This window comes from Chroococcidiopsis sp. TS-821 (assembly GCF_002939305.1).
Classification (GTDB): domain Bacteria; phylum Cyanobacteriota; class Cyanobacteriia; order Cyanobacteriales; family Chroococcidiopsidaceae; genus Chroogloeocystis.
This window is the reverse complement of sequence record NZ_MVDI01000003.1, coordinates 442,334-468,698: the sequence shown is the minus strand read 5'-3', so window position 1 is coordinate 468,698 and position 26,365 is coordinate 442,334. Positions and strand designations below refer to the sequence as shown.

The window sequence follows — 26,365 nt, the reverse complement described above, 5'->3', positions numbered from 1 at the left end:
TTACTATGGAAGATTAACTAAAAATTAACTGGATTTTAACAGGGGTGAGTGGTTAGTGATTAGTGGAAGTGTGAACTGAGAAAATAACCGACGAGATACAGCGAACCACATAGCACAATGAGATTATCGGATATGGCGATCGCGTTTTTTAGTGCAGTTTCTACATTTAAATAAGTAGAACACTCAGATAATTGAGGACAGATTTTTTGTGCAAGTAGTGCCAATTGTTCAGGATCAGCCGAACTATGGTCGGGGACAGGAACTAAAAATAAACGGTCATGCGATCGCAACAAAGCCTTAAAAATATCGTCATGATCCTTCGTCGAAAGCATCCCCATCACCCACGTCACTGAAGCAACGTCGAGAGTATCCACGTATTGCCGTAACACTTGCGCCGCCGCCGGATTATGCGCCCCATCAATCAGCAACTCACGACCTTGCCAAGTGCACCACTGCACTCGTCCCAACCACTGTGTTTTTGCCATTCCTTCTACAATTGCTTCTAGCGATATCTTCCACCCTTTTTTTCGCAAGATTTGTATAGCAGCGATCGCCAATGCTGAATTGACCAACTGAAACTCTCCCAACAACGGTAAAGGATACTTAATACCCTCATACTCCGCCCATCTCTGCTCTGTCGTTTGTACCTCTAAAGCCTTTTCTACCCATACAGCCGCGCACTCTAACTCCTGAATCCGCTGTTGTACCACTGCTTTCGCCTCTGGTGGTAAAGGTCCCACAACCGCCGCACATCCAGGCTTCAAAATTCCCGCCTTTTCCCGCGCAATATCTGCTAAGGTGGGTCCTAATTGTTGCCAATGTTCGCGACTAATCGAAGTAATAATACTCACAAGCGGCGTCGGACAAACATTCGTTGCATCCAAGCGCCCTCCCAATCCCACCTCGATTACAGCGATGTCTACCTGCTGTTCGACAAAATATAACCAAGCCGCCGCCGTAAAAACTTCAAACTGCGTAGGCGACTCTTGCTGTAGTGCGATCGCGTTTTGCACTTTTAGCAACAATTTTGCTAACTCTTCGCGCGTAATTGGCTTTTCATTAATACAAATTCGTTCAGTCCAATCAACAAGATGGGGAGACGTATAACGCCCTACGCGATAACCCGCCTGAGTCAATACCGAAGACAAATAAGCACACACCGAACCTTTCCCATTCGTTCCAGCAACATGAATGATTGGTACTCGCTGCTGCGGATTACCAAGATTTGCCAATAATTGCTCGATGCGTTCTAATCCCAGGTGAACGCCAAAACGCTGAAAAGGTTGCAAAAGAGAATCAATATCCACTGTCATTAACTACTAGCTTTTAACTTCAATTTAAACAGGACTTAAGTGATACTGTTTCACTTTGAAGTTGCTACAAATAAGCAGCTTCGGGCGCAGAGGTGCTTCAGGAAAAATTAATTGTAGTTCTCAGTTGGTGAAACGGTATAACAGCTACCCCGAACAATCACTGCTGCATAAACTAAGTAGCCACTTTTTTGGAGGGGGTTTGGGGAGGTTCTGAAGATATATAATCTGTATTGTGAAGTCCGCGCCTGTTAATGATTGGCGTTAGCAAAAATTATGTCAGCACTTACTCAAACCCCAGCGACTCGTTCCACTGCTGCGGGGCAAGATATCGGTGGTACTGTGCAAAAATATCACTGGACATGGCAAGGGCAAACCTTCGCAGTTGCCTATGAAACGAGAGGTGAAGGCGCTTTAGTGCTACTCTTGCCAGCTTTTAGCACTGTTTCTACACGGGCAGAAATGCGCGGTTTGGCAGAAAAACTGGCGGCTCAGTATCAAGTCATCGCGCTTGATTGGTTGGGATTTGGACAGTCGGATCGCCCACCGCTAGATTACCAACCTGCAATTTATCACCAGTTACTACAAGATTTTGTCCGCGATACTTTTTCTACTCCTATTGCAGTTATTGCTGCAGGTCACGCCGCAGGTTATGTTATGCAATTAGCGCAACAACCTGGAGTGTTCTCGCGCATAGTTTTAGTGGCACCTACTTGGCGCGGTCCATTAACGGTGATGGGCGCAAGTAAGTCAGTAGCAAGAATGGTGCGTGGATTAGTGCGATCGCCGCTTGTCGGTCAAGCGCTTTATCAAGCCAATACAACTCCAGCGTTTCTGCGTTTGATGTATGGTAGACATGTCTATGTCGATAAAGCCCGCTTAACCCCAGAATTTATTGCTCAAAAGCGAGAAATTACGCAGCAGCCAGGCGCGAGATTTGCACCAGCAGCATTTGTGACGGGTGCGCTCGATCCTGTAACAAATCGTGCAGATTTCTTACGATTATTTCAAGTGTCGCTGCCTATTATGGTCATCATCGGTCAGCAAGCACCACCTGCATCAACGGCTGAAATGGAAGCGATCGCTTCCATTCCTGAAATTCAAACACGCAAACTGCCTGGAACTCTCGGCTTACATGAAGAGTATGCCGCTGAAGTGGCAGAAGTCGTACTACCATTTTTGAGTTCTTAAGTGCAAGGGAGATAACTTAAGTGAGTCGGAACGTACTTGGCGAAGAATTAGAAACTTGTTGTACCTCTCCGATGACCGGATTTTACCGGAATGGAGTGTGTGAGACAGGTCCACAAGACGTTGGTACGCACGTTGTTTGCGCGCAAGTGACTGAGGAGTTTTTATCGTTTACTCGCGCGCGAGGGAATGATTTGAGTACGCCAAGACCAATGTCTAATTTTCCAGGACTAAAAGACGGCGATCGCTGGTGTTTGTGTGCTTCCCGCTGGAAAGAAGCCCTTGAGGCTGGTGTCGCCCCCCCTGTCATTTTAGCTGCAACACACGAGGCGGCGCTTGATTTTGTCACGCTACAAGATCTTAAACAGCACGCACTCGATGCTTGAGCCACAGAAAGTAGAACATTTTTAGTCTTCGAGTCATACTCTTTTAGGCAGATGATTCCTTGTTGAGTTGTCAGTACAACGTTAGGTAGCAATGTTTAGGAGGGTGTATTGATTTATGGCAGATAATGGAAATAACAGAGCTTTAAGTAACCTAGAGTACGACCTACTGACGGCTTTACAAAACAAAGCAGAAGCTGTTAAAGCTTACGAAACTTACATTCAAGACGCGCAGCAAATGCAATCGCAGCCCTGTGTCGAGTTATTTCAAAAGCTACGTCAAGCGGATCTAGATCACGCACAGGAGATTCGCCAACACCTGCAGGAAGTCATGCAAAAAGGCAAGATGTAATCTAAACTCGCGTTCTGAGTTCATACAGAATCTTGCCGAGAATTTTCATTGCATTTGGGGCATTCCAGTGAATGCCCTTTTTACTGGAAGTTACTCCTTAGGGCAGGTTTTTGAAAAGAAATATAAAATTATTCTGTAGCAGTTGTTACTGATTTTAGGCTTTGTTAGAATATCATGGCATAAATTATCGAGTAAGCGAATCACTATGAACAGAAAACAACAAGCCGCCAAACAAGCTGCAGAAGCCCACCGTATGAATATTCAAAGAAGCTTGCAGCATCGTTTAGAAGTTGCAAAAGCCCAAGGTAACGAACAGCTCATCCGTCAACTTGAAGCTGAAATCAATTACTTTAACTAAAGCAAAGAACTTTTACTTAGTAGCTCAAAACTAAGCAATAGCGTATATAGCATAATACACATAATACAAGGGATGTCACAGGCAACATCCCTTTTTGGTCTTACAAAGAACATTGTTGTGCGTAGCGCGATCGCACAAAAATTCACAAACTTAAAGAACGAACGCAATCATTCTTGAGCTGAAAGTTTTCATATTAAATTATTCTTGCTAATAGCTAAATATAGACTTCATCAGCGATTAGACATTTTTGTATTTATAAGCTAGAACAAAAAAATCTCTATCTTTACTCTTTTATTAAATAACAAGAAGCAGCTAAAAAAATTGATAATACTTGCAAATTTAACAGAACAACTGAAATATCTATTGCAAACATATAGTCATTGGATAAGCTAGAGTTTATTTTTAGCTTTTATTTCATTAGGAAATTCAGTTTTTTATGATTTTGCCGCAAAAGTATGCATCGTATTAATCACTCATACTTTGTATGCGATTAGAGTTTATTTAGGATGATTGCCACAATTTAATATTTGGGATTTAGTTAGCTAACTTTATCAGGAGCAACGAGTGTTGTCGAAGATTCGTTAGGAAGATGCCTAATAGTTATTAGGACAAACCTTTGCAATTATTACTAGTTTATATTGAGTTACCAGACCAATAAAATTAGATTCTTAAGAAAGTGTATTCTTACAAAGTCCTAGCCAAAAAAGTCAAAGCAGATTTCTCAAGATAAAATTTGATGATAATGAAAAGAATATTAATAATCTAGCTTTAATGAATACAAAAAAATGTGCAAAGCACCAATCGCTATACTAACGGATTTTGGGCTAAGTGACGTGTACGTAGGCGTCATGAAGGGAGTTATAGCTCAAATTAATCCTCAGATTAATATTATCGATCTAACGCATCAAATCCCTCCGCAGAATATCGCTGCAGCGCGGTTTTGCTTAATGAATGCTTATCCTTACTTTCCTGATGGCACAATTTATCTTGCAGTCGTCGATCCAGGTGTGGGTAGTACAAGACGCGCGATCGCCGTAGAATTTGCGTCAGGGTTTTTAGTTGGACCTGACAATGGAATATTCAGCGGTGTATTAAGTCAATCTCCCGCAATTAGGGCTGTCGAGTTAACACATCCCCGCTACTGGCGGGTTGAACAAAGTAGTGCAACGTTTCATGGTAGAGATATTTTTGCACCTGTCGCCGCGCATCTTGCTAGTGGAGTTGCGCTTCAGGATTTGGGAAACGAAATTGATGTGCCATCTTTAGCAGAGCTAAACTTGCCGAGTCCTACACTCACAGACACTAGAATAGAGGGTTGTATTCAATATATCGATGGTTTTGGTAATTTAGTAACAAATATTCCTGGCAATTACGTTACTGGTAAACGATGGATTGTTGTCGCGCGAGGAGGAGAAATACCAGGATGCGAGACATACAGCGATCGCCCAATCGGAAGCACCATCGCCCTTGTGGGTAGCCACGGTTGGGTAGAAATTGCGGTTAATTGTGGTGATGCGCGATCGCAGTTACAGTTAGAGTATTTAGATCCTGTTCAAGTATTATTTTGAGTTAGGGTGGAATTGAACGATATCACGGTTGATTGTGTATGTTGGAACAAACCAGCTCTGAAGCAATCGTTTACCAAGGTCAATTTGGTGAATTCACCATTACTAATAGCGATCGCACTGGAGTTATTGTTTATCGCGCAGGTTTAATGATAGCTGCGTTGAGTTTTGCGCTTGGTAGTGCTTTAGTATTGCTCAATCCCAGTGCAGGAAATTTGCAAATACTAACTCCTTTATTTGCTTGTTTTTGCGTTGCACTAGGCGTTAGCTTGTTGACAATTCATATTTATTTAACCGTACTTCATCGAGTACTACAAGTTTTTTGGACAATTGGTACATTGTCAGCAATCGTTTTTGCAGTTAATAGTACTGCACCTTTAGCAGTCACGATTTACGATCGCCCAACAACCTTATTCGGTGTTGGTTTTGTCTTTGCTGCTTTGACAGGAATTTACTTTAAAGAAGCGTTTTGCTTTGATCGTTTAGAAACAAAAATTCTCACCCCGTTAGTCCCCATTTTGTTATTAGGGCATTTATTACAAGTTTTGCCAATGCAATGGGAAAAAGCAATGCTAGCAGTTTGGGCAGTATTGTTTATGGTATTTGCTTTGCGTAAAGTCGTACAGCCGATTCCTCCAGATATCGGAGATAAATCAGTCTTTGCTTATTTAAAACAACAGCGTGCAAAGGCTTGAAAATTGCGATTGATGATTGCGTAAGTTTTTAAGTAGCGCCCTAAAATTGAGATGCAGCGAGGGCGATCGCCTGTGGTAAGATGCGGTGTTCTTGAACTTGAATGCGTGCGTGCAGCGTTTCTGGGGTATCGTCAGGTAAAACTGGCACGGCAGCTTGAAGTAAAATCGTACCACTATCGACTTCCAGACTGACAAAGTGCGCGGTGCATCCTGAAATTTTGACTTTTGCGGCTAATGCTTGCTCAACGGCGCGAACACCTTTAAAGCTAGGCAGTAAACTGGGGTGAATGTTCACAATTCGATTGGGAAAAGCATTAATCAAAATTGGGGTGACAATGCGCATCCAACCTGCCATAATTACCCATTCAACATTATATTCGCATAAAGTCTTGACGATTTGGGCGTCTAAGTCTTCTCTGGAGGCAAAATCGCGGTGATTTAATAATTTTGCAGGAATCCCTCGATTTTGAGCGCGTACAGCAGCTTTAGCATCTGGGTTATTGTAAATCAGAACTTGTATTTGAGCATTCAGGTTTCCTTGCGCGATCGCATCTGCAACGGCGGCAAAATTACTACCATTTCCAGAGGCGAGAATTCCTAGTCTTAAGGGAACTTCGATTGTTATGTCGCGTAGTGATACCGAGGGAGAAACTAGACTCAGAGTAGAATCAAGGCTAAATAGATCTAAATTACTGGACATCGAATGTGGGGTAATAAGAAAGATACTCCTCGATATAGTAAATCGTGGTTGGATAATGATGCGATCGCCGCGTGGGTTTTTCTTGCTCCAGCAGCGATTATTTTAGGAATATTTCTGCTATACCCAATCGCCTATTTGTTTTATCTTAGCTTTACTGCGGGTAGTTTTACCTCAGCAGGAATTCGCTGGGTTGGATTGAGAAACTACTTGCGCTTAATTCTCAATCCCGATTTTTGGCAAGTTCTAGGAAATACAGCATATTTTACCGTTGCCACAGTAATTCCTAGTTTAATCATACCTTTAGGACTAGCCGTACTTTTAAACCGTGCTGTTATCTGGCGCGATTTCTTCCGTAGCGCCTATTTTCTGCCCTCAATTACCTCTTTAGTGGCAGCAGGCTTAGGCTTTCGCTGGTTATTTCAAACCGACGGTCCTGTAAATGCATTTTTAAGTTTTTTTGGCATCGAACCGATTCCGTGGCTAGGAAGCACCACTTGGGCAATGCCCGTTTTGATTTTACTCAGCATTTGGAAGCAATTAGGTTTCAATATGGTCGTCTTCCTTGCTGGGTTGCAAGCCATTCCACCAAGTCGCTATGAAGCCGCCGAAATTGATGGGGCTAATGCTTGGCAACAGTTTTGGCATATTACCTTACCAGGATTGCGACCAACTCTGATATTCGCAACAATTACAACCGCAATATTTACGCTACGCAGTTTCGAGCAAGTTTATGTCGTAACAGGAGGAGGTCCTTTAAATTCGACTAATTTATTAGTTTACTATATTTACCAAGAAGCATTTGCGCAATTTGATTTTGGTTACGCTGCTGCTGCGGCTACGGTTCTTCTAGCAGTCGCACTCGTCTTAGTTTATTTACAGTTGCGGACTTGGAGTGAAGATTCAGATTAAGTCAAAGAGCGATCGACAAGGAAGCAGAAGGCAATTATCTCTCCTCACAAATAACAATGTATTTCTAGCGCTGCATATCGCGAAACACATCTTTACTCATTTATTTTTGCTTTTCATCAATATAATTTGGGAATCTGCAAGCACAAAGTCTACCTTCTGCCTTTCTTCAGTAATTATAGATCTCATCTAAGCTGTCCTCGCTAGAATTAAAACGCTGGAACAGTTGAAAGTGAATGAGCTATTTAGAAACCGCTGCACAATTTTACAGTGAAGTTGCCGAAACACCCGAAGTTGGACTTTGTTGCGTTCAAAGCAGTCCTTTGCAATTTCCTGGACTCAAGATTCCCTCACAAATGCAAGAGATGAACTATGGTTGTGGAACTACAGTTCATCCAGCTGAACTCGTCAATCAACCAACGGTACTCTATGTTGGTGTGGGCGGTGGCTTAGAAGCGTTACAGTTTGCTTATTTCTCGCGTCGTCCTGGTGGTGTGATTGCAGTAGAACCTGTTGCAGCGATGCGTTTGGCTGCGGCGCGGAATTTAGAAATTGCTGCACAACAAAACCCTTGGTTTGACCCTAGCTTTGTCGAAATCCGCGAAGGTGATGCGTTTAGCTTACCCGTTGCGGATGCCTCAGTTGATGTCGTTGCCCAAAATTGTTTATTTAATATTTTTGCACCAGACGATCTTTCACAGGCACTCAAAGAAGCCTTCCGAGTGTTAAAACCTGGTGGAAAATTGCAAATGAGTGACCCGATCGCTACTCGTCCTATTCCTGCGCATCTTCAACAAGACGAGCGACTGCGTGCCATGTGCTTATCAGGCGCGCTTACCTACGAACAGTATATCGAAAAAATCGTTGATGCTGGCTTTGGTCAAGTGGAAATTCGGGCGCGTCGTCCTTATCGACTATTAGATTGCGATACTTACAATTTAGAAGCAAATTTACTTCTAGAAAGTCTCGATTCTGTCGCTTTTAAAGTACCAATTCCGGAAGATGGAGCGTGTATTTTTACAGGCAAAACTGCTATATATTACGGCAAAGAAGAATATTTTGATGACGCTAATGGTCATGTTCTCCAACGTGGAGTACCAGCCGTTGTCTGTGATAAAACCGCAGCCAAACTCGGCTTGTTGCTACAACAAGAAGTTATGATTACCGAATCTACTTGGCATTATATTGGCGGTGGCTGCTGTTAACGCAGCTTTTATTGTTATTTAGCCCACGAAGGTGGGCTTAGTTTGTTAAGCTGCGACTTTAGTCGCTAAGCTATTCATAATATTTTCACGCAATCATGACCCATACTCTATCAACAATAACACCTTTCAAATCAAAGCTTTGCTCGCCTTTAACTAAAAGCAAAATCAAAGTTTTACAAATTAATTTAGGTAAGCGATGTAACTTAGCTTGTACGCATTGCCATGTCGAAGCAGGACCAAAACGTACTGAAGAACTTTCTTCTGAAGTGTGCGAACAATTAATTCAAGTTATTCAAAATTTTCCTGAGATTGAAATTGTCGATCTGACTGGTGGCGCACCGGAGATGAATTATGGATTTAAACCGTTAGTGCAAGCTGCAAGAAGCACAGGAAAAGAAGTTATTGTTCGTTCTAATTTAGTGATTTATTTTGAGCCAGGGTTTGCAGATTTACCAGAGTTTTTTGCTCAAAATCAACTTCATGTTGTCGCATCGCTGCCTTGTTATCTATCTGATAATGTTGATAGAATGCGCGGTTCCGGCGTTTTTGATGCCTCAATTCGGGCTTTACAGTGGCTCAATCAATTAGGTTATGGTAAAGAGCCAAATTTCATTTTAGATCTAGTCTTTAATCCTCAATTACCTGCAAGTGAAGAGAAATTTTCTCTCCCTCCAGACCAGGGTAAGCTAGAACAAACTTATAAAATGTTCTTGCAAGAACATTTTGGAATTGTATTTAACCACCTCTTTACGATCGCAAATTTACCTGTAGGAAGAACTGCTGGGTATCTACAACGTCAAAAACTTTACAGCCCTTATTTGAAGTTTTTAGAAAATAATTTTAATGCAAGTACTGTAGAGCATTTAATGTGTCGTAGTGAACTATCAGTAGATTATTTAGGAAATATTTATGATTGTGATTTTAATCAAATGATGAATTTGCCTGCGAAAACTCGTAACGGTGAAGTGCTAAATATTACTAAACTCCTTGAAGCTGGAACTCTGGATGTAATTGATGAAATTCAAACAGCACCTTATTGTTATGGTTGTACAGCAGGATCTGGTTCGAGTTGTGGTGGTGCTTTAGTTGAAGAATAGAAAAAATTTGTGCTTTGGACTAGCTTGGCAATTGAAGTCACAGCTTAATCAACAAAGTCCACTTGCGTGGACTAGACAAACAATATTCTGTAAAAGAAACCTATGAAGTTAGGTTTTATACAGCTATTTACAAAAACACATTAGCTGCAACCCAATACAGCACGAGAAAGGAAATAACACCTATCCACAAGTAAAGTCTGTTATTCAAAAGTTTATTCATACTGCGTTAGATAACCACCAAGCTATAGATGCTACCACTATTACTTCTATCCTAGATTCTTCTGTACGATCGCACATCTATCATTCGGACGAGCAAGGGTTGACAAAGTAGCCAAAATATGTAGGCAGTATTACTTATTTCGCTCCGAATGGGCATAAACAACGACTGGCACTCGCTTGTAAGCAGGTGTACCAGAACGCGTTTCGGTTTTTGCCTTAAAAATAACGTTCACTTCAGGATAAAACATCAATGCAGCGCCTTCTCGAACTGCACCGTAAATGACTTCTATGTTGTCTAATTTACCTGCGTCACCTTGTACAGTAACGCGATCGCCTTGTGCCAAATTTATTTTCTCAGCGTCGATGCGATTCATCAAAATGCAGTAGCGATGAGGCATTCCGCGATAGCGATCGCCAATTTTGTAAACAACGGTATTGTGTTGCGAGTAGCTGCGCCCTGTCATCAACGCGAGAACGAGACAATTATCCGATTCAACGCCAAAATCTTGCGGTTTAGGTAGGGTAAGATGAGGCAGCGGCGTTGCGAACATTTTTGCCTTTCCTGAGGGAGTTTTGAAGCGAGGTTCGGTGACAATCCGCCCGGAAATCGTGAATTCTTCCCTGGTATCATCGATAGTGGCAATTTTTTCGTACCCTGGAATAGTTTTAGCAATGAGTTGCCGTACATAGCGCGTATCTTGCATCTTGCGCCACTCGACAGGGTATTCTCCGAGTAAGCGATGCGCGAGTTCGGTTAAAAACTCTACTTCTGAAATGAGATCGGCATTTTTTAAATGCGTTTTACCTTCGTCGTTGAGTCGTACGAAGTTATTACCTGATTCAACTGTTGTTTTGTGTGGGTTTTCAAAGCGATTGAGAACAGGGATAATAATCGTATTTGTTTTTGCGAGTCCGTGAAAGTGTCCGATATTCGGTTTAGTCGCCAGATAAATTATGGTGTCGATGTTGCCTAACGCGCGTTTTGCTTGTGTCGAGTCAGGATTGGCACCGTAAAGATTCCCGCCAACACAAATGAGACTGTCTACCTTACCTGCGTCTGCGGCTTCGATAAGATCGCGGGTGTGATAGCCTTTTGGTAAATTGAGCGATCGCCCTAAAAGTTGTTCTAACGCCTGCTTAATTTCTTCTTTGAGTTTGACCGTTACACCCATAGAACCAAAGCCCTGCACGTTAGAATGTCCGCGTACAGGCATAACTCCGGCTCCCATTTTGCCAATTTGACCGCTAATTAATGCCGTATTTGCAATGCTATAAACATTATCAACGCCGTTGGTATGTTGCGTAATACCCATTGCCCACCCAAAGACGACATTTTTAGATGTACCAATAATGGTTGCGGCTGTTTCAATTTCTGATTGCGAGACGCCACAGGTAGCAGTAAGAGTTTCCCAAGAAAGCGATCGCGCGTCTTCTACGACGGCTTCCCATCCTTCAGTATGTGCTTGCAAAAACGCTTGGTCAATATATCCTTTTTCAATTAATGCTTTTTGGATACCAATAAACAATGCGACATCACTACCAGGAATTGGCTGGAGATACAGCGAAGCAATTTCCGAACCAGGAATCAACGATTTGACAGGAAATGCTGGCGAACCAAATTTCACTAACCCGATTTCCATCACCGGATTAATGACAATAACTTTACCGCCGCGATCGCGTATCTTGATTAACTCATTCATCAAGCGAGGATGATTATACGCAGAATTCGCACCTGCTAGTACCACACAATCTGCTTGTTTCAAGCTTTCTAAGCTGACAATCGAAGTATTTGTGCCAAACATCGCTTTGAGTGCGGTTGTAGAAGGTGCATGACACAAATCTGAACAATCGGCAAGATTATTAGAACCAAGCGTTCGCAGCATCAGTTGTAGTAAAAATGCTGCTTCATTAGAACCACGTCCCGAACTATAAGATGCAACGCGTTCGGGTGGTTTCTGAAATGCGGTAGTGGCGATTTCATAAATCTCTTCCCAAGAAATGCGATCGTAGTGCGAACTTCCTGCGCGGAGAATCACTGGAAAACTCAATCTCCCTAAGCGATCGGCTTCTAACGAAGATAATTGTTGCAGTTCGGCAATTGAATGCGTTTCAAAGAAATGTTTTGGTACTGGGGGCTGAATTTCGGCGGAGATTGCTTCAACGCTTTTCATGCAACGTTGCAACTTTTCGCCAACCTCGTTCGTAAATCCTCCCTTTTGCCCGCCTGTACCCCAAGAACAAGATAAACAAGCACTATGATGAAATAGCGTTTTCCACAGCTTTGGACCTTCTGGCGATAGCGTATGCTTTGCCCAATACTCAATCACAGGTAGCCCACCACCGATTTCAGGTGTGTCCTCATTAGTTTCATGAAACGGTGGTTGGGATTGGGGGTTAGTATCCATAGAACTACAGCGGCAAAAGTCTTTACCTGTGACCGTAGCGCAAATTCAAGAATGCGAGAACTCATCAATAGATAGATTTTCACAGTCGTTTGTATCTTTGCCTCACAAGTTCCTCACGATGTTTCCCTAACTTGGTAAGTATGCAGAGATGGTGACAAAAACTTTCAAGGACTCAAACCATCAACAAGGCAAGGAAGATGCTAACGACGGTTTTTTTGAGTATTGGTGCATTGGTAGCGATCGCCTTCATTGTTCTCGCAAGTTTACAACAAAGACGACAACAACAGCTAAATTATGCGTGGCGACAGCTAGAAACTCAGCCAGAGAGTGAGTTTACTCAAGATGCGATCGCAACATTACCTGCGCCTGTACAGCGCTACTTTTTACACGCTATAACCCCAGGAACTGCGCTAGCAACTGCGGTGCGTCTAGAAATGAGTGGTAGCTTGAGAATGGGGCAAGATCGACCTTGGCTTCCTATGCGAGCTAGAGAAATTATTTCAGTAAAAGGCTTTATCTGGCAAGCAAAAATAGGTCGCGGTTTAATGCAATTTCAAGGAGCCGATTCTTGTGTTGATGGTACAGGTAAAGTGCAATTTTCGCTGTGGGGACTTTTACCCATAGTCGATGCTAGTAACGCCAACATCACGCGCTCAAGCATCGGGCGATTAGTCGCAGAGTATATCTGGCTACCTTCCGCCTTACTTCCGCAAAATGGTGTAAATTGGCAAGCACTTGACGAAAATACAATTCAAGCGAGTTTAAAAGTAGATGGCGAACCTGTCACGCTCACTCTAACAATCAACGCAGACGGTAAACTCATAAAGCTTTCTTTCCCTCGTTGGAGCGACCTTGCTAAAGAAAAGGATTGGACTTACATTCCTATGGGTGGAGAATTTTTAGCAGAACGCACCTTCAACGGTTATACCATTCCATCACAAGTCATTCTAGGCTACGACTTCAGTACGCAATATTCTGAATTCTTCCAAGCCACACTTGAACAGGCTGAATTTCTAGGAATTTCCAAGTGATGCAACCATCCTACTAAATTGTTTCTAAAATATCTCTCCTAACTCTATTCCTCTGCGTTCTCTGCAAAAAACTCCACTCACAATAGTTCACAATCAGGAGCATCTATCATGAATCGAGTCAAAGACGAAGTTATTATCGTCACTGGTGGCGCAGCCGGTATTGGAAAAGCTACTTGCATTTTGCTAGCAAAAGAAGGTGCCAAAGTTGCAGTCACAGATATCTTAGACAAAGAAGGTAAAACCCTTGTAGAAAACATCACAAACAACGGTGGCGAAGCTGCATATTGGCATCTTGACGTTTCTCAAGAAGCCGAAGTCGAAAAAGTGTTTACGGAAGTTCGCCAAAAATGGGGAAAAATAGATGTTTTAGTGAACAATGCTGGAATTTCGGGAGTCAATAAACCGACGCACGAAATTACAGAAAAAGAATGGAATTCTTTAATGGCGATTAACGTCAATGGCGTATTCTTCTGCACAAAACATGCAATTCCCGCGATGATTGATGCAGGTGGCGGCAGTATTATCAACTTATCTTCAATTTATGGGCTAGTTGGTGCGGCAGATAGTCCACCATACCATGCTTCCAAAGGCGCAGTACGGCTAATGAGTAAAACTGATGCCTTGCTATATGCCAAAAATCACATTCGCGTCAATTCGGTGCATCCTGGTTTTATCTGGACACCAATGGTAGAGTCATTTATTCAGCAACAAGGCGAGCCGGAAGCTGTACGCCAAAAGTTAGACAGTCTGCATCCGATTGGACATATGGGCGATCCCGATGATATTGCTTATGGTATCCTTTACCTAGCTTCGGATGAATCTAAATTTGTCACAGGTGCAGAATTAGTTATTGATGGCGGTTACACTGCGCAGTAGCAAGTCATTTATAGAGTTGTTACCAATCGGAGTTTGGCTGTCAATTTTGGGGTAAGATTAAAAATTTGCAGTAATTAGACACTTGACCGAAGGAGTTGCCCCTATGGCTCGGATGTATTATGACACTGATGCCAATTTAGATCTTTTAGCACAAAAAACAATTGCCATTATCGGCTATGGTTCTCAGGGTCATGCCCATGCCTTAAATTTGAAAGACAGTGGCATGAATGTCATCGTTGGGCTGTATCCAGGTAGCAAGTCAGCAGCAAAAGCCGAAGCCGCAGGGTTGAAAGTTCATTCGGTGAGTGATGCAGCCGCAGCCGCAGACTTTATTATGATTCTGCTACCTGATGAAGTGCAAAAAAGTGTCTACAAAGACGAAATTGAACCAAATCTCAGCGAAGGTAAAGTTCTTGCTTTCGCACACGGATTCAACATTCACTTTGGTCAAGTTGTACCACCCACCAATGTAGATGTGGTGATGATCGCCCCCAAAGGACCAGGACACTTAGTGCGGCGGACATACGAACAAGGACAAGGCGTACCAGCATTATTTGCAGTGTATCAAGATGCAAGTGGTCAAGCACGCGATCGCGCAATGGCATACGCCAAAGGTATCGGTGGAACTCGCGGCGGTATTCTCGAAACAACTTTCCGTGAAGAAACAGAAACCGATTTATTCGGCGAACAAGCGGTTCTTTGTGGTGGCTTGAGTGCCTTAATTAAAGCCGGATTTGAAACCCTAGTTGCAGCAGGATATCAACCTGAACTCGCGTATTTTGAATGTCTGCATGAAGTTAAGTTGATTGTAGACTTAATTGTAGAAGGCGGTTTAGCGAAAATGCGCGATAGCATTTCTAACACTGCTGAATACGGTGACTACACGCGCGGACCTCGGATTGTTACCGAACAAACCAAAGCAGAAATGCGCAAGATTCTCCAGGAAATTCAGTCAGGGCAATTTGCGCGTGAATTTGTGCTAGAAAATCAAGCAGGTAAACCTGGCTTCATCGCAATGCGCCGTCAAGAAGCCGAACACCCCATTGAGGAAGTCGGTAAAGATCTACGTGCTATGTTCAGTTGGATGAAAAAAGACTAAGGCGTATCGTTACTACAACAACTCCTTCGTCCTGTGATGGCATGAATAATTAAGTCTAGCAGTTGAAGTTACGAAAACAAAACCTGTCTTCAGAGGTTTCCACAAGCATAATTGAGTTCGCGCAGGTGGACTTCATTCATGAAGCCGCGACTTTAGTCGCTAGGCTTCTCTTTTTTTAAGATCGATCAATAATGTTTTCATAACTAGTGAATTCTCATGCGAGAACTTTACCCACTCGTTGCACCCTACAACGAAGGAAATTTGCAAGTTTCTGACTTGCATACGATTTACTACGAAGAGTCAGGTAATCCTCAAGGTAAACCCGTTGTTCTACTTCATGGAGGACCTGGAGGCGGGTGTCCGCCATTTTATCGCCAATACTTTCATCCAGAAAAGTGGCGAGTTGTCATGTTCGATCAGCGCGGTTGCGGTAAAAGTACGCCCCATGCAGAACTGCGCGAAAATACAACGTGGGATTTAGTCAGTGATATTGAAAAGTTACGCGAACACTTAAAAATTGAACGCTGGGCAGTTTTTGGTGGTAGCTGGGGAAGTACTTTATCTTTAGCCTATAGTCAAACGCATCCTGAACGTTGTACAGAGCTTATTTTACGGGGAATTTTTTTGCTACGCCAAAAAGAGTTGCACTGGTTTTATCAAGAGGGCGCGAGTAATATTTTTCCTGATGCTTGGGAAGAATTTGTTAAACCAATTCCTGAAGCTGAACGCGATAATCTGCTTGTTGCTTACTACAAACGCTTGACAAGTTCCGATGCACAAACGCGGCTGAAAGCAGCCCGTGCTTGGTCAATTTGGGAAGCAAGTACGAGTAGATTATATCCCGATTTGAATTTGATTCAAACGTTTGGTGAAAGTAATTTTGCTGATGCTTTCGCGCGTATTGAATGCCATTATTTCATTAATAAAGGTTTTTTTGATACTGAAGATCAATTGCTTCTTAATGTCAGTCGAATTCGTCACATTCCGGCTGTGATTATTCAAGGACGCTATGATGTAGTTTGTCCTATGATTTCAGCATGGGAGTTGCACCAGGCTTGGCAAGAAGCAGAATTTATTGTTGTTCCTGATGCAGGACATTCAATGAGCGAACCTGGAATTCGCAGCGCTTTGATTGAAGCAACCGATAAATTTGTAGAAGATTAGTTGAATAACTTTGTCGTTGCCTTAGATAATATTGAGTGAATTTCATTCGGATCAAATCATGTTGAATTCATATTAGTAATAACAAAGCGATCGCACTATGATACGCTTAGTTCTTCATGTTTGTAGTGAGATGTATTAAATAAGGCAAATTTCGTCTACGTCTTGTGTTAGAAAATCAACCATTATATATTCAAGCTTGAGCTATTTCGCGATTTTCTTATTCGTAATGTGTTGGAGTGCAACAGTTGCTATTTTAAAAGCAATTATGCATCAATGTTGTTATAAATTAAACTTAACAAAATCGTCCTGACAAAATATGGCTTCAATTCAAGACCAAATTGTACTGATTACAGGAGCAAGTAGCGGTATTGGAGCAGCTTGTGCTAAGGTATTCGCGCAAGGAAAAGCAAAATTAATCCTCGTAGCCCGTCGTTTAGAACGCTTAGAAGAACTAGCCCAAGAGTTAAAGCAATATGGTACTCAAGTTTATTGCTTGCAATTAGATGTGTGCGATCGCACCTCCGTTGAATCAGCACTGCGATCGCTTCCTGAACCTTGGCAAGGTGTTGATATCTTGATTAACAACGCAGGCTTAAGCCGAGGTTTAGACAAATTCTACGAAGCCGATATTCAAGATTGGGAGGAAATGATCGATACAAACATCAAAGGTTTACTCTACATAAGTCGCTTGCTTGCTCCCAAAATGGTCGAGCGCGGACGCGGACATATTGTTAATATTGGTTCTATTGCAGGACATCAAACTTATCCTGGTGGCAATGTCTACTGTGCAACTAAAGCCGCAGTAAAAGCCCTCTCAGAAGGCATGAAAATGGATTTATTAGGCACTCCTGTGCGCGTGACTTCGGTAGATCCTGGAATGGTAGAAACTGAATTTAGTCAAGTTCGCTTTCATGGAGATGTTGAGCGAGCCAACAAAGTTTATCAAGGAATGACACCTCTAACGGCCGAAGATATTGCAGAGATCGTATATTTCTGCACCACCCGTCCGCCACACGTTAACATTAGTGAATTAATCGTGTTAGCAACAGATCAAGCGAGTGCGACATTGGTTCATCGGTCTACTGAGTAGTAGACGTTGCTTCATAGGGAAAGCCCTAGAAGTTAACATAATGAAGTGTCAAAAGTCCTCGATAGTTGAATCGTTACCCTCCCACCGGAAGACTCTGCTCAATTTGGATAGTTTGACCTGGAAAACCCTTAGCTTGAACCCGTTGAACAGCAATTGAGGCAATTCCACCATAGTTGATGCAACCATTGTTAGAGTTCGCGGTGGTAAAAAACGCAGTTCTCACGCGCAATGGTACTGTTGGAAAGACACAAATTCTCCGGCGAGGAATATTAAATGCTGTCTCGATGGTTTCAAAATTATTACTGCTAAAGGTGTGTGTGGCTGTGATGACTGTCATTTCACAACTCCCAATCTGTACAAAGTGCGTTTCAAATGCGTAAACTTTTTGCAGAATTTGAATTTGTAACTTTGAGCTTCTAACTACTGACAACAATCTCAGACATCTTTTTTTCAAAAAAATGTGGGTTTTTGTAAAAAATATTCATGTAATTGGTAATGCAGTGTAGGCTCAGAGATTAAAAGCAAACAGAAGTCCTGGAACGAACAACGTACCGTTTACTAGCTGGCTATTACTGCACGTGACTGCTGAAAAGTCAGTAAACTCGATTCTGCAATTGCAACTTCGCGATCGCTTCATTACCTTGTACGATCAAATCGTGTAGTCATATCTTGACGGCAAAGCATGGGCAGTATCTGGGAAATTGATTTCTACTCACGTCCAATTTTGGATGAGAACCAAAAAAAAGTTTGGGAAGTTTTAGTATGCGAGAGTCTTACAGATATCCGTGCCAAACCTGATGCGCTATTTCGCTTCGCCAAGTATTGTCCGAGTACGCAGGTAAACTCGGTGTGGTTGCGCACTGCGTTAGAAGAAGCGATCGCCCAAGCAGGGGTAACACCTGTCAAATTCCGCTTCTTTCGCCGTCAGATGAATAATATGATTACGAAAGCTTGCCAAGACTTAGGAATTCCCGCACAACCGAGTCGCCGGACGTTGGCGTTGAATTTGTGGCTGCAACAACGCATGGAGGAAGTTTATCCGCAAGAACCTGGATACCAAGCTGCAACGAATCCTTCAGTACGCATGGAAGTACCGCTACCGCAACGTTTACCTGATGCCTTAATCGGGCAACAATGGGCATTTGTGACGCTAGAAGCGGCTGCATTTGCCGATATGCCAGAGTGGGAAATTGGTTTTGGCGAAGCTTTTCCTCTGGAAATCGCAGGCGTTAAACCTGATACAAAAATTCCTGGAGTAATCGTGTTATCTCCCCGCGCTATGCCTTTAGCAGGGTGGATGTCAGGTTTAGAGTTAGCCAATATCAAGTTTGACAGTAAAGAAACACCACAACTTCTTCTAGAAACTGGCGTGACGGAAAGCTGGATCTTGGCTAGCTTTAAAGATCCTCAGACGATCGCAGAAGCCAAAGGCTTTGAAAATGCTAAACAACAAGCGAATGGAGTTCACTTTTTAGCAGTCCAAGCAAACCCAGAAGTAGAAGCTTTTGCAGGATTTTGGCTATTACAAGAACCCAATCTGCCGTAAATTGGTTGCAGAGCTATAAAAGTACCTGCGATCGCCGATCGTACTTGTGCTTAATGCTTTATTACCACTTCCACACTCAGCATCGCTCATGGGTTCTGAAAACTTATCACAATCGTCACTTGCAGAACAACTACTCGATCTCTCCATAAAAGCAGGGGCTGAGGTAGCTGAGGTGTATCAATCGCGATCGCTTTCTCGACCAGTTTTTTTTGAAGCGAATCGCCTCAAGCAACTAGAAAGTACTCAAGCAGAAGGAACTGCATTGCGACTGTGGCGCAACGGACGTCCAGGACTCGCGGTAGCTTATGGCTCTGTAGAACCCCAAGCGTTGGTAGATCGCGCCATTGCACTGAGTCAACTCAATGAACCCGAAACAATTGAAGTTGAGAGTCATTCGCAATCTCTTTATCCTGACTTAGGGGAAGCGGTAAGCGTAGAACAACTCGTCGAGTGGGGAAAACAAGCGATCGCTTTAATTCGGGATGTTTACCCTGAAGTTTTGATTAGTGCTGAGTGGGATAGTGATGTCGAAACGACGCGATTAGTTAACTCACTCGGTTTAGATTGCTACTACACCGATACGACGTTGGGGTGTTACGTATCCGCTGAGTGGGTACGCGGCGATGATTTTTTGAGTGTCTCTGACGGACAAACCGAACGCGGTAGCTTACAACCAGAAAAAATTGCACAGCAAATTATCCAACGCCTCGACTGGGCGACAGAAAATGTCGCATCCCCCGCAGGGAGAGTTCCTGTTTTATTCACCTCCAAAGCTGCGGATATGCTATGGGGAACTGTGCAAGCAGCGTTAAATGGCAAGCGAGTTATCGAAAAAGCTTCGCCGTGGAGCGATCGCGTCGGTAAACCTGTAATCTCTCCTATACTCACGTTGTATCAAGACCCTGAAGCGGGACCGTATAGTTGTCCGTTTGACGATGAAGGTACGCCTACGCAACGAGTTGTATTTATTCAAAATGGCATCTTACAAAATTTCTACTGCGATCGCACCACCGGACGTCAACTAAATATCAGTAGTACAGGGAACGGCTTTCGCCCTGGGTTAGGAAGCTACCCCACACCAGGAATGTTTAACTTACTGATTCAGCCTGGTTCTGGTTCACTCCTGGATTTGATTCATAAGCTCGATGATGGAATTATTGTCGATCAAATGTTGGGTGGTGGCGGTAGCATCTCTGGTGACTTTTCGATCAATGTTGACTTAGGCTACCGCGTAAAACACGGGCAAGTTTTAGGGCGCGTGAAAGATACAATGGTTGCGGGAAATGTGTACGCAGCACTCAAACAATTAGTGGCACTTGGTGGCGATGCTGAGTGGAACGGGAGTTGTTACACTCCGTCTGTTGTTGTTGAAGGATTATCGACGACAGGAAGAGGTTAATTGATTGATGATTAATTTTTTTCTCGCCGCTAGTCACTAGCCACATTTTTAATATCATGCGCATCTGCTTTTTTGGTGAATCTTGCGTCAACGGTACGGGCGATCCTGAATGTTTGGGTTGGACAGGAAGGATTTGTACTGCGGCTTGCAAACAAGGATACGACATCACTTATTACAATTTAGGAGTCCGCAGGCAAACGAGTACAGAACTCAAAAAGTGCTGGCTAGAGGAAGTAAGTTGTCGCCTGAGTTCAGCATTTGATAGCCGAGTTGTATTTTCGTTTGGTGTGAATGATACGACAGTAGAAAACGGTAAAACTCGCGTAGATTTTTCCACGTCTATTGAGAACTTATATCATATTCTTGGTGTTGCAAAGCAGATGTTTCCTACATTAATGGTAGGATTGCCGCCAACACCAAATTGCGAACAAAACCAAAGAATTGCGCGTTTATCTGCACAATATGCTGAGGCTTGTCAAAACTAGACATTGCATATTTAGATACTTTTACTAAGTTGCAGTCTTCAACAATTTGGTTTCAAGAAGCCGCAGCGAATGACGGCTACCATCCACGTGCAGGTGGTTATACAGAATTGGCAAACATCGTCCAAAACTGGTCTTCTTGGTTATCTTGGTTTTAGTGAGTAGTGTTTATTACATTCACCCTTAATGTCAGTTCAGCCCTTCCGTAAATGGCTTTTACCGCGTCGGCGTTTAGCGATCGCTGAAGCGTGTTTGATCGGATTAGTCGCCGCGTTTTCTGCAATTGTACTGCGTGTCGGAGTTGGTTGGATTGGTGCGTGGCGCGTGCAAGCTGCTAATTTATCTCCACCTTGGCTGATCTTGCCAGGAATTGGATTTGGATTAGGATACGTTGCGGGGTTTCTTTTACAACAGTTAGCACCCGAAGCATCAGGAAGTGGAATTCCGCAGGTGAAAGCAAATCTTGCGGATGCACCTGTTAAGTTGTCGTTGCGCGAAGCTTTAGTTAAACTGATCGCTTCTACAATTGCCCTAGGTTCAGGGTTAACGCTGGGAAGACAAGGACCCACTGTTCATATCGGCGCGGCTTTAGCTGCACAATTTAGCCGGTGGTTTCCCACATCTCCCGAACATCGACGACAAATGATTGCAGCAGGTGCGGGTGCAGGTTTAGCCGCCGCATTCAATGCCCCCATTACAGGGGTATTATTTGTGATTGAGGAGTTACTGCAAGATTTATCAGGTTTAACGCTAGGTACGGCAATTATCGCCTCATTTATCGGTGCGGTTGTCTCGCGCATTCTAGGGGGAAGAACTTTACAACTGAATCTCGTCTTAACGGCTTCCCAAACGAGTTTTTCCCTCACCGAACTACCATTTTTTTTGTTGCTAGGACTCTTAGCTGGAATACTAGGTTCGTTGTTTAACCGAGGTATTATTGCTAGCTCAAAATTTTACAACCGATCGCATTTAGGCTTACCACTGCAAATGGCGATCGCGGGTGGAAGTTCTGGTTTAATCGTCGCGTTTTTACCCGCTGCGTTTCGCGATAATACAGGACTACGCGAGTTTTTAATTACCGGAAATGCGCATTGGTCTTTAGCGGCGATCGCCTTTGTTGCCCAGTTTACGCTAACACTCATTGCCTTTGGTTCGGGCGCGCCTGGAGGATTGTTTGCACCAAGTCTCATTTTAGGTTCGTCGCTGGGCTATCTTGTCGGCGTAACCGAACAAAGTCTATTTGGATTCGGTTCGCCATCTACTTATGCGCTTGCAGGTATGGGAGCGTTTTTTAGCGTCGTTTCCAAGGTTCCCATCACAGCGATCGTCATTGTGTTTGAAATGACCACCGATTTCAACTTGGTGTTACCACTGATGATCGGTTCGGTGACAGCGTACCTCATTGCAGATAAGTTTTTCCCTGGTTCACTATACGACAAACTTCTGGAATTAAAAGGCATTCATCTAGAAAAAGAAGGTCCAACTCAGGGACTTTTAATCGAACTCAAAGCGAAAGACGTGATGCAACCGCGCGTCGAAACTTTAGCCGCACAATTGAGTTTAGATGAAACTGTCCAGGCATTTTCGCGATCGCAACACCGCGGCTTTCCGGTGGTTGATGAGGGTAAGTTAGTCGGAATCGTTACGCAATCGGATTTAGCAAAAGCACGCGAATTAGAACTTCCTGGGGATACGCTTTTAAGCGAAATTATGACACCGCAACCAGTGACAGTGCATCCGTTGCATAGCTTAAGCGAGGTACTGTATCGGTTAGATCGGTTTAATCTCAGTCGTTTACCTGTTGTGGAAAATAAACGATTGATTGGAATTATCACGCGGGCAGATATTATTCGTGCCGAAGCGGATAAACTCAACGGTGAAACGCGCGAAATAGGTCCGCAACCGCAGCCTTCGTATGTTGTGTATCAAACGCGATCGCCAAGTATTGGTAGAGGTCGATTACTCGTTCCTTTGGCAAATCCGCAAACAGCAGTTTCCCTATTGCATTTAGCAACCGCGATCGCCCGCGAACGTCACTACGAACTCGAGTGTCTGCAAATTATTCTCGTTCCCCGTCGCAGTTCTCCCGCCGAAACGGAAGTGAGTACCGCAAAAAGTCGGCGGTTGTTGCGCGAAGCTGAAATCTTAGCACGCAAATGGAATATTCCCATCCATACACAAATCCGCGTTGCGCACGATGTATCGCAAGCAATTTTAGAGACAGTACAAGAACGCCATATCGATTTATTGTTAATGGGTTGGAAAGGAAAAACGATTACTCCAGGTCGAGTTTTTGGTAGTGTAGTCGATACTTTGATTCGCCAAGCAACGTGTGATGTTGTTTTGGTAAGATTTGGGACAGGTGCAAACGGTAAAGAGCGCGAATCAGGTAAAGATTTAGCAACTCAAGAGAAAGATACTGGAACTCTCTTACAAAATACAGAACAAGCTTCTCCCCAATTTAATCGCTGGTTGCTGCCAATGGCAGGCGGTCCAAATGCGAATGCTGCTATCAAACTACTTCCTGGTTTAATTAATATAAGTCACGCACCGTATATTCGCTTGTGTCAGGTTTTTCCACCGTCGGAAACGCAACTAGACATGAAAGTTCTCAAAAGCGGGCTGCAATATTTAATTCGGCGACGCAATTCCGTCGGTGCTGTGGTGGCAACTCCGGTGAAAGCTGCTTCGGTAGTTGAAGGCGTTCTTCACGTCATCGAGAAAGACAAAATCGATGTTGTCATGCTAGGTGCGAGTCGCGAGGGATTACTGCAACAAGCAATGAAAGGCAACATTCCCGCAGAAATCGCTAGCCGTGCTAAATGTACTGTGATGTTAGTACGCGGTTCGCTAAATCAGCAATAATCAATTCTAGATAGCCTACGATTTTCTATTGAGATTATCATAAGTCCACGCAGGTATACTACCCTGTTCGTATAGTGGCGAATTTATTCGCGATTCTCTTCATATAGCTCGTAGTGATGGCTTTGAGGAGAGTTTCATCCTGACCTCTAACCTCTGACCCCTACTGTACACCACGTTTCTTCTTGTAAAACATCACAATTTCCTCACACCAATTTTCTATATAAATAGATGGGTAAATAAGTTGCTAAAACCACAAATCGGTGTCATTAACAAAGCCAATATTACTCTATGAACTTAACAACAACCTATATGGGGTTAACACTGCGATCGCCATTGATCCCAGCAGCATCACCCCTGTCCGAAGATATTGATAACCTCAAACTCATGGAAGATGCAGGCGCAGCTGCAGTTGTTCTGCATTCGCTGTTTGAAGAACAACTGCGATCGCAACGGCAAGAAGCCTACGATCTTGCGCACAGTACAGCAAGTACTGAGAATGCTAGGTTTCGCGTCGGTGCAGAAGAATACCTCAATCATATCCGTCGCGCCAAAGAACACGTAGATATTCCGATTATCGCCAGTCTCAACGGTTCGTCAGTTGGCGGTTGGACGAACTACGCCCGCCAAATTGAGCAAGCCGGTGCAGATGCACTAGAACTCAATATTTACTATGTTCCTACCGACATGGAAGTGACAGGCGAACAGATCGAACAAACTTACATCAATATCTTGCGTGCAGTCAAAGCATCGGTGTCAATTCCCGTAGCGATTAAGCTTAGCCCCTACTTTACTAACATGGCGAATATGGCAAAGCGATGTGACGATGCAGGTGCAGACGCTTTGGTACTGTTTAATCGCTTTTATCAACCCGATATTAATCTCAAAACTCTCACCGTTGAGCCAAACGTGTTATTAAGCACGCCGCAAGCCATGCGCTTACCGCTGCGTTGGATTGCAATTTTGTATGGACGCATTAACGCTAGTTTAGCTGCAACAAGTGGGATTCACACAGGACAAGATGTGGTTAAGCTACTCATGGTGGGCGCTAATGTGACAATGCTGTGTTCTGTACTCTTGCAGCATGGCATTCTCCACCTCCACACGGTCGAACGCGAACTTGTGCAATGGATGACAGAACACGAGTACGAATCGGTACAGCAGTTGCAAGGAATATTAAGTCGTCAAAACTGCCCCGATCGAAGTGCCTTTGAACGCGCGCAATACGTGCGATCGCTCCAAACCTACAAACCAGAATGGGCGCGCATCTACGAGTCATCTTATTACTTCGGTTAAAGTAATGGGACAAAAACGAATTGGCATTCTTACTAGTGGCGGCGATTGTCCTGGACTCAATGCAGTCATCCGCGCGGTTGTGAGTCACGCTCGGCTCACGTACAATTGGGAAGTTCTTGGTATTCCCTACGCAACGCAAGGATTACTAGAACGTCAAGCGATTCCGTTAGACCTGCATTGCTTCGATTTGCGCGGTATCGATCCTTTGCTGAGTATGGGCGGTACGATTTTAGGAACGATCAATAAAGGCGATACTCTCGCGCGGGCAACTGAAATTATCGCTAGTTACCACGCCTTAGCGTTGGATGCACTGATTGCGATCGGCGGTGATGGTAGTTTAGCAATTCTGCATCATTTGGCGCGTTTAGGAAACTGGAATATTGTTGCAATTCCTAAAACAATTGACAATGATGTCGCGCTTACCGAACGGGCAATCGGGTTTGATACGGCGGTTAACACAATTACTGATGCTTTAAATCGTCTCACCTTTACCGCCGCAAGTCACGATCGCGTTATGGTTGTGGAAGTTATGGGGCGCACTGCGGGACATTTGGCACTACACGCGGGAATTGCTGGTGGTGCTGATTGCATTTTGATTCCCGAAATTCCCTATTCGATTGCACAAATCTGCGAGCACATCCAAAACTTGCGCGATCGCGTTCATCGTCGCTTTGCGATCGTTGTTGTTGCTGAAGGCGCCAAACCTGCAACCGAAACGCCCAATTGCGACACTGCAACTTTCAAAGATTGCGGTATGGGTCAATATATTTCGACTCAAATCAGTCATTACTTTGCAGATCGCATTGACATTCGCGCGTCGGTACTCGGACATATCCAACGCGGCGGTATTCCCTCAGCAGCAGATCGACTCATGGCAACAGCTTTTGGTAAGGCTGCTGTTGATTTAGTTGCCCAAGAACATTACGATCGCATGGTTGCTTGGCAAAATGGACAAGTTATCGCTGTACCACTGCAAGATGTGCTTGCACATTGCCCCTTATTTGTCAATCCCCAAAGCTATTTAGTTGAAACTGCGCGCGCTGTAGGTGTTTATATTGGAAATTTTAGCTAACGCCAAAGATCGCGGCGATCGCTTCTTGGAATGTGCGTATTATAAGAGTTGTTGCTGCTTTATAT

At 43.6% G+C, this 26,365-nt stretch carries 23 protein-coding genes and 1 pseudogene; 20 read left to right on the top strand and 4 right to left on the bottom strand.

Features of this window, described 5'->3' with window-relative positions; genetic code table 11:
• Positions 1-59: 59 nt before the first annotated feature.
• Complete coding sequence (locus tag B1A85_RS12485; RefSeq protein ID WP_104547341.1) at positions 60-1,307, bottom strand: folylpolyglutamate synthase/dihydrofolate synthase family protein; 1,248 nt, start codon at positions 1,305-1,307, stop codon at positions 60-62.
• 279 nt (positions 1,308-1,586) lie between these two features.
• On the opposite strand from B1A85_RS12485, the gene B1A85_RS12480 reads away from it, so the two are divergent.
• The 6 genes from B1A85_RS12480 (at position 1,587) to B1A85_RS12455 (ending at position 5,851) form a co-directional block, all read left to right on the top strand.
• Positions 1,587-2,501, top strand: a complete 915-nt coding sequence (locus tag B1A85_RS12480; protein ID WP_104547229.1) for an alpha/beta fold hydrolase — start codon at positions 1,587-1,589, stop codon at positions 2,499-2,501.
• Between the two features lie 20 nt (positions 2,502-2,521).
• The gene (locus tag B1A85_RS12475; protein WP_104547228.1) at positions 2,522-2,884 is read left to right on the top strand and encodes a DUF2237 family protein; all 363 of its coding nucleotides are present in this window, start codon (positions 2,522-2,524) and stop codon (positions 2,882-2,884) included.
• 115 nt (positions 2,885-2,999) lie between these two features.
• Positions 3,000-3,233, top strand: a complete 234-nt coding sequence (locus tag B1A85_RS12470) for a hypothetical protein (RefSeq protein WP_104547227.1) — start codon at positions 3,000-3,002, stop codon at positions 3,231-3,233.
• A gap of 205 nt (positions 3,234-3,438) precedes the next feature.
• On the top strand, positions 3,439-3,591 hold the full coding sequence (locus B1A85_RS12465) for a hypothetical protein (RefSeq protein WP_168192383.1): 153 nt from the start codon (positions 3,439-3,441) through the stop codon (positions 3,589-3,591).
• 785 nt (positions 3,592-4,376) lie between these two features.
• Complete coding sequence (locus B1A85_RS12460) at positions 4,377-5,159, top strand: S-adenosyl-l-methionine hydroxide adenosyltransferase family protein (RefSeq protein ID WP_104547225.1); 783 nt, start codon at positions 4,377-4,379, stop codon at positions 5,157-5,159.
• A gap of 38 nt (positions 5,160-5,197) precedes the next feature.
• On the top strand, positions 5,198-5,851 hold the full coding sequence (locus B1A85_RS12455; protein WP_104547224.1) for a DUF2301 domain-containing membrane protein: 654 nt from the start codon (positions 5,198-5,200) through the stop codon (positions 5,849-5,851).
• 40 nt (positions 5,852-5,891) lie between these two features.
• Here the strand turns inward: B1A85_RS12455 and purN are convergent, their stop codons facing one another.
• Positions 5,892-6,551, bottom strand: a complete 660-nt coding sequence (gene purN / locus B1A85_RS12450) for a phosphoribosylglycinamide formyltransferase (RefSeq protein ID WP_104547223.1) — start codon at positions 6,549-6,551, stop codon at positions 5,892-5,894.
• A 3-nt stretch (positions 6,552-6,554) separates the two neighbouring features.
• On the opposite strand from purN, the gene B1A85_RS12445 reads away from it, so the two are divergent.
• From B1A85_RS12445 to arsS, 3 genes are all read left to right on the top strand, one after another.
• Complete coding sequence (locus B1A85_RS12445; RefSeq protein WP_104547222.1) at positions 6,555-7,460, top strand: carbohydrate ABC transporter permease; 906 nt, start codon at positions 6,555-6,557, stop codon at positions 7,458-7,460.
• A 233-nt stretch (positions 7,461-7,693) separates the two neighbouring features.
• The gene (arsM, locus tag B1A85_RS12440) at positions 7,694-8,662 is read left to right on the top strand and encodes an arsenosugar biosynthesis arsenite methyltransferase ArsM (protein ID WP_104547221.1); all 969 of its coding nucleotides are present in this window, start codon (positions 7,694-7,696) and stop codon (positions 8,660-8,662) included.
• A 95-nt stretch (positions 8,663-8,757) separates the two neighbouring features.
• The gene (arsS, locus tag B1A85_RS12435; RefSeq protein ID WP_104547220.1) at positions 8,758-9,759 is read left to right on the top strand and encodes an arsenosugar biosynthesis radical SAM (seleno)protein ArsS; all 1,002 of its coding nucleotides are present in this window, start codon (positions 8,758-8,760) and stop codon (positions 9,757-9,759) included.
• A 350-nt stretch (positions 9,760-10,109) separates the two neighbouring features.
• On the opposite strand, the gene B1A85_RS12430 is transcribed toward arsS, so the two are convergent.
• Positions 10,110-12,383 (bottom strand): FdhF/YdeP family oxidoreductase, encoded by a 2,274-nt coding sequence (locus tag B1A85_RS12430; protein ID WP_104547219.1) that lies wholly within the window; start codon positions 12,381-12,383, stop codon positions 10,110-10,112.
• Between the two features lie 197 nt (positions 12,384-12,580).
• Here B1A85_RS12430 and B1A85_RS12425 point away from each other — a divergent pair, with 197 nt between their 5' ends.
• The 5 genes from B1A85_RS12425 (at position 12,581) to B1A85_RS12405 (ending at position 17,643) form a co-directional block, all read left to right on the top strand.
• Positions 12,581-13,414, top strand: a complete 834-nt coding sequence (locus tag B1A85_RS12425) for a DUF6544 family protein (RefSeq protein ID WP_104547218.1) — start codon at positions 12,581-12,583, stop codon at positions 13,412-13,414.
• Positions 13,415-13,522: 108 nt separating this feature from the next.
• Positions 13,523-14,290: an SDR family NAD(P)-dependent oxidoreductase gene (locus B1A85_RS12420; RefSeq protein WP_104547217.1), complete on the top strand. Its 768-nt coding sequence runs from the start codon at positions 13,523-13,525 to the stop codon at positions 14,288-14,290.
• A 73-nt stretch (positions 14,291-14,363) separates the two neighbouring features.
• Positions 14,364-15,389 carry a ketol-acid reductoisomerase gene (ilvC, locus tag B1A85_RS12415; protein WP_339376929.1) on the top strand — a complete coding sequence of 342 codons (1,026 nt, stop codon included), beginning with the start codon at positions 14,364-14,366 and terminating at the stop codon, positions 15,387-15,389.
• Positions 15,390-15,605: 216 nt separating this feature from the next.
• A complete protein-coding gene (gene pip, locus B1A85_RS12410; protein ID WP_104547215.1) occupies positions 15,606-16,553 on the top strand; it encodes a prolyl aminopeptidase in 948 nt (315 codons plus the stop codon).
• Positions 16,554-16,869: 316 nt separating this feature from the next.
• Positions 16,870-17,643, top strand: coding sequence for an SDR family oxidoreductase (locus B1A85_RS12405; RefSeq protein WP_104547214.1), 774 nt, complete (start codon positions 16,870-16,872; stop codon positions 17,641-17,643).
• 73 nt (positions 17,644-17,716) lie between these two features.
• Here the strand turns inward: B1A85_RS12405 and B1A85_RS12400 are convergent, their stop codons facing one another.
• Positions 17,717-17,980: a hypothetical protein gene (locus B1A85_RS12400; RefSeq protein WP_146087171.1), complete on the bottom strand. Its 264-nt coding sequence runs from the start codon at positions 17,978-17,980 to the stop codon at positions 17,717-17,719.
• A gap of 345 nt (positions 17,981-18,325) precedes the next feature.
• On the opposite strand from B1A85_RS12400, the gene B1A85_RS12395 reads away from it, so the two are divergent.
• The 6 genes and pseudogenes from B1A85_RS12395 (at position 18,326) to B1A85_RS12370 (ending at position 26,300) form a co-directional block, all read left to right on the top strand.
• Positions 18,326-19,189: a Tab2/Atab2 family RNA-binding protein gene (locus tag B1A85_RS12395; protein WP_104547212.1), complete on the top strand. Its 864-nt coding sequence runs from the start codon at positions 18,326-18,328 to the stop codon at positions 19,187-19,189.
• Between the two features lie 88 nt (positions 19,190-19,277).
• On the top strand, positions 19,278-20,588 hold the full coding sequence (locus B1A85_RS12390; protein WP_104547211.1) for a TldD/PmbA family protein: 1,311 nt from the start codon (positions 19,278-19,280) through the stop codon (positions 20,586-20,588).
• A 56-nt stretch (positions 20,589-20,644) separates the two neighbouring features.
• Positions 20,645-21,228, top strand: a pseudogene (locus B1A85_RS12385) (GDSL-type esterase/lipase family protein).
• Positions 21,229-21,256: 28 nt separating this feature from the next.
• Positions 21,257-23,935 (top strand): chloride channel protein, encoded by a 2,679-nt coding sequence (locus B1A85_RS12380; protein WP_104547210.1) that lies wholly within the window; start codon positions 21,257-21,259, stop codon positions 23,933-23,935.
• Between the two features lie 288 nt (positions 23,936-24,223).
• On the top strand, positions 24,224-25,228 hold the full coding sequence (locus B1A85_RS12375) for a dihydroorotate dehydrogenase-like protein (protein WP_104547209.1): 1,005 nt from the start codon (positions 24,224-24,226) through the stop codon (positions 25,226-25,228).
• A 4-nt stretch (positions 25,229-25,232) separates the two neighbouring features.
• Positions 25,233-26,300 carry an ATP-dependent 6-phosphofructokinase gene (locus B1A85_RS12370; protein ID WP_104547208.1) on the top strand — a complete coding sequence of 356 codons (1,068 nt, stop codon included), beginning with the start codon at positions 25,233-25,235 and terminating at the stop codon, positions 26,298-26,300.
• The last annotated feature ends 65 nt before the right edge of the window (positions 26,301-26,365 follow it).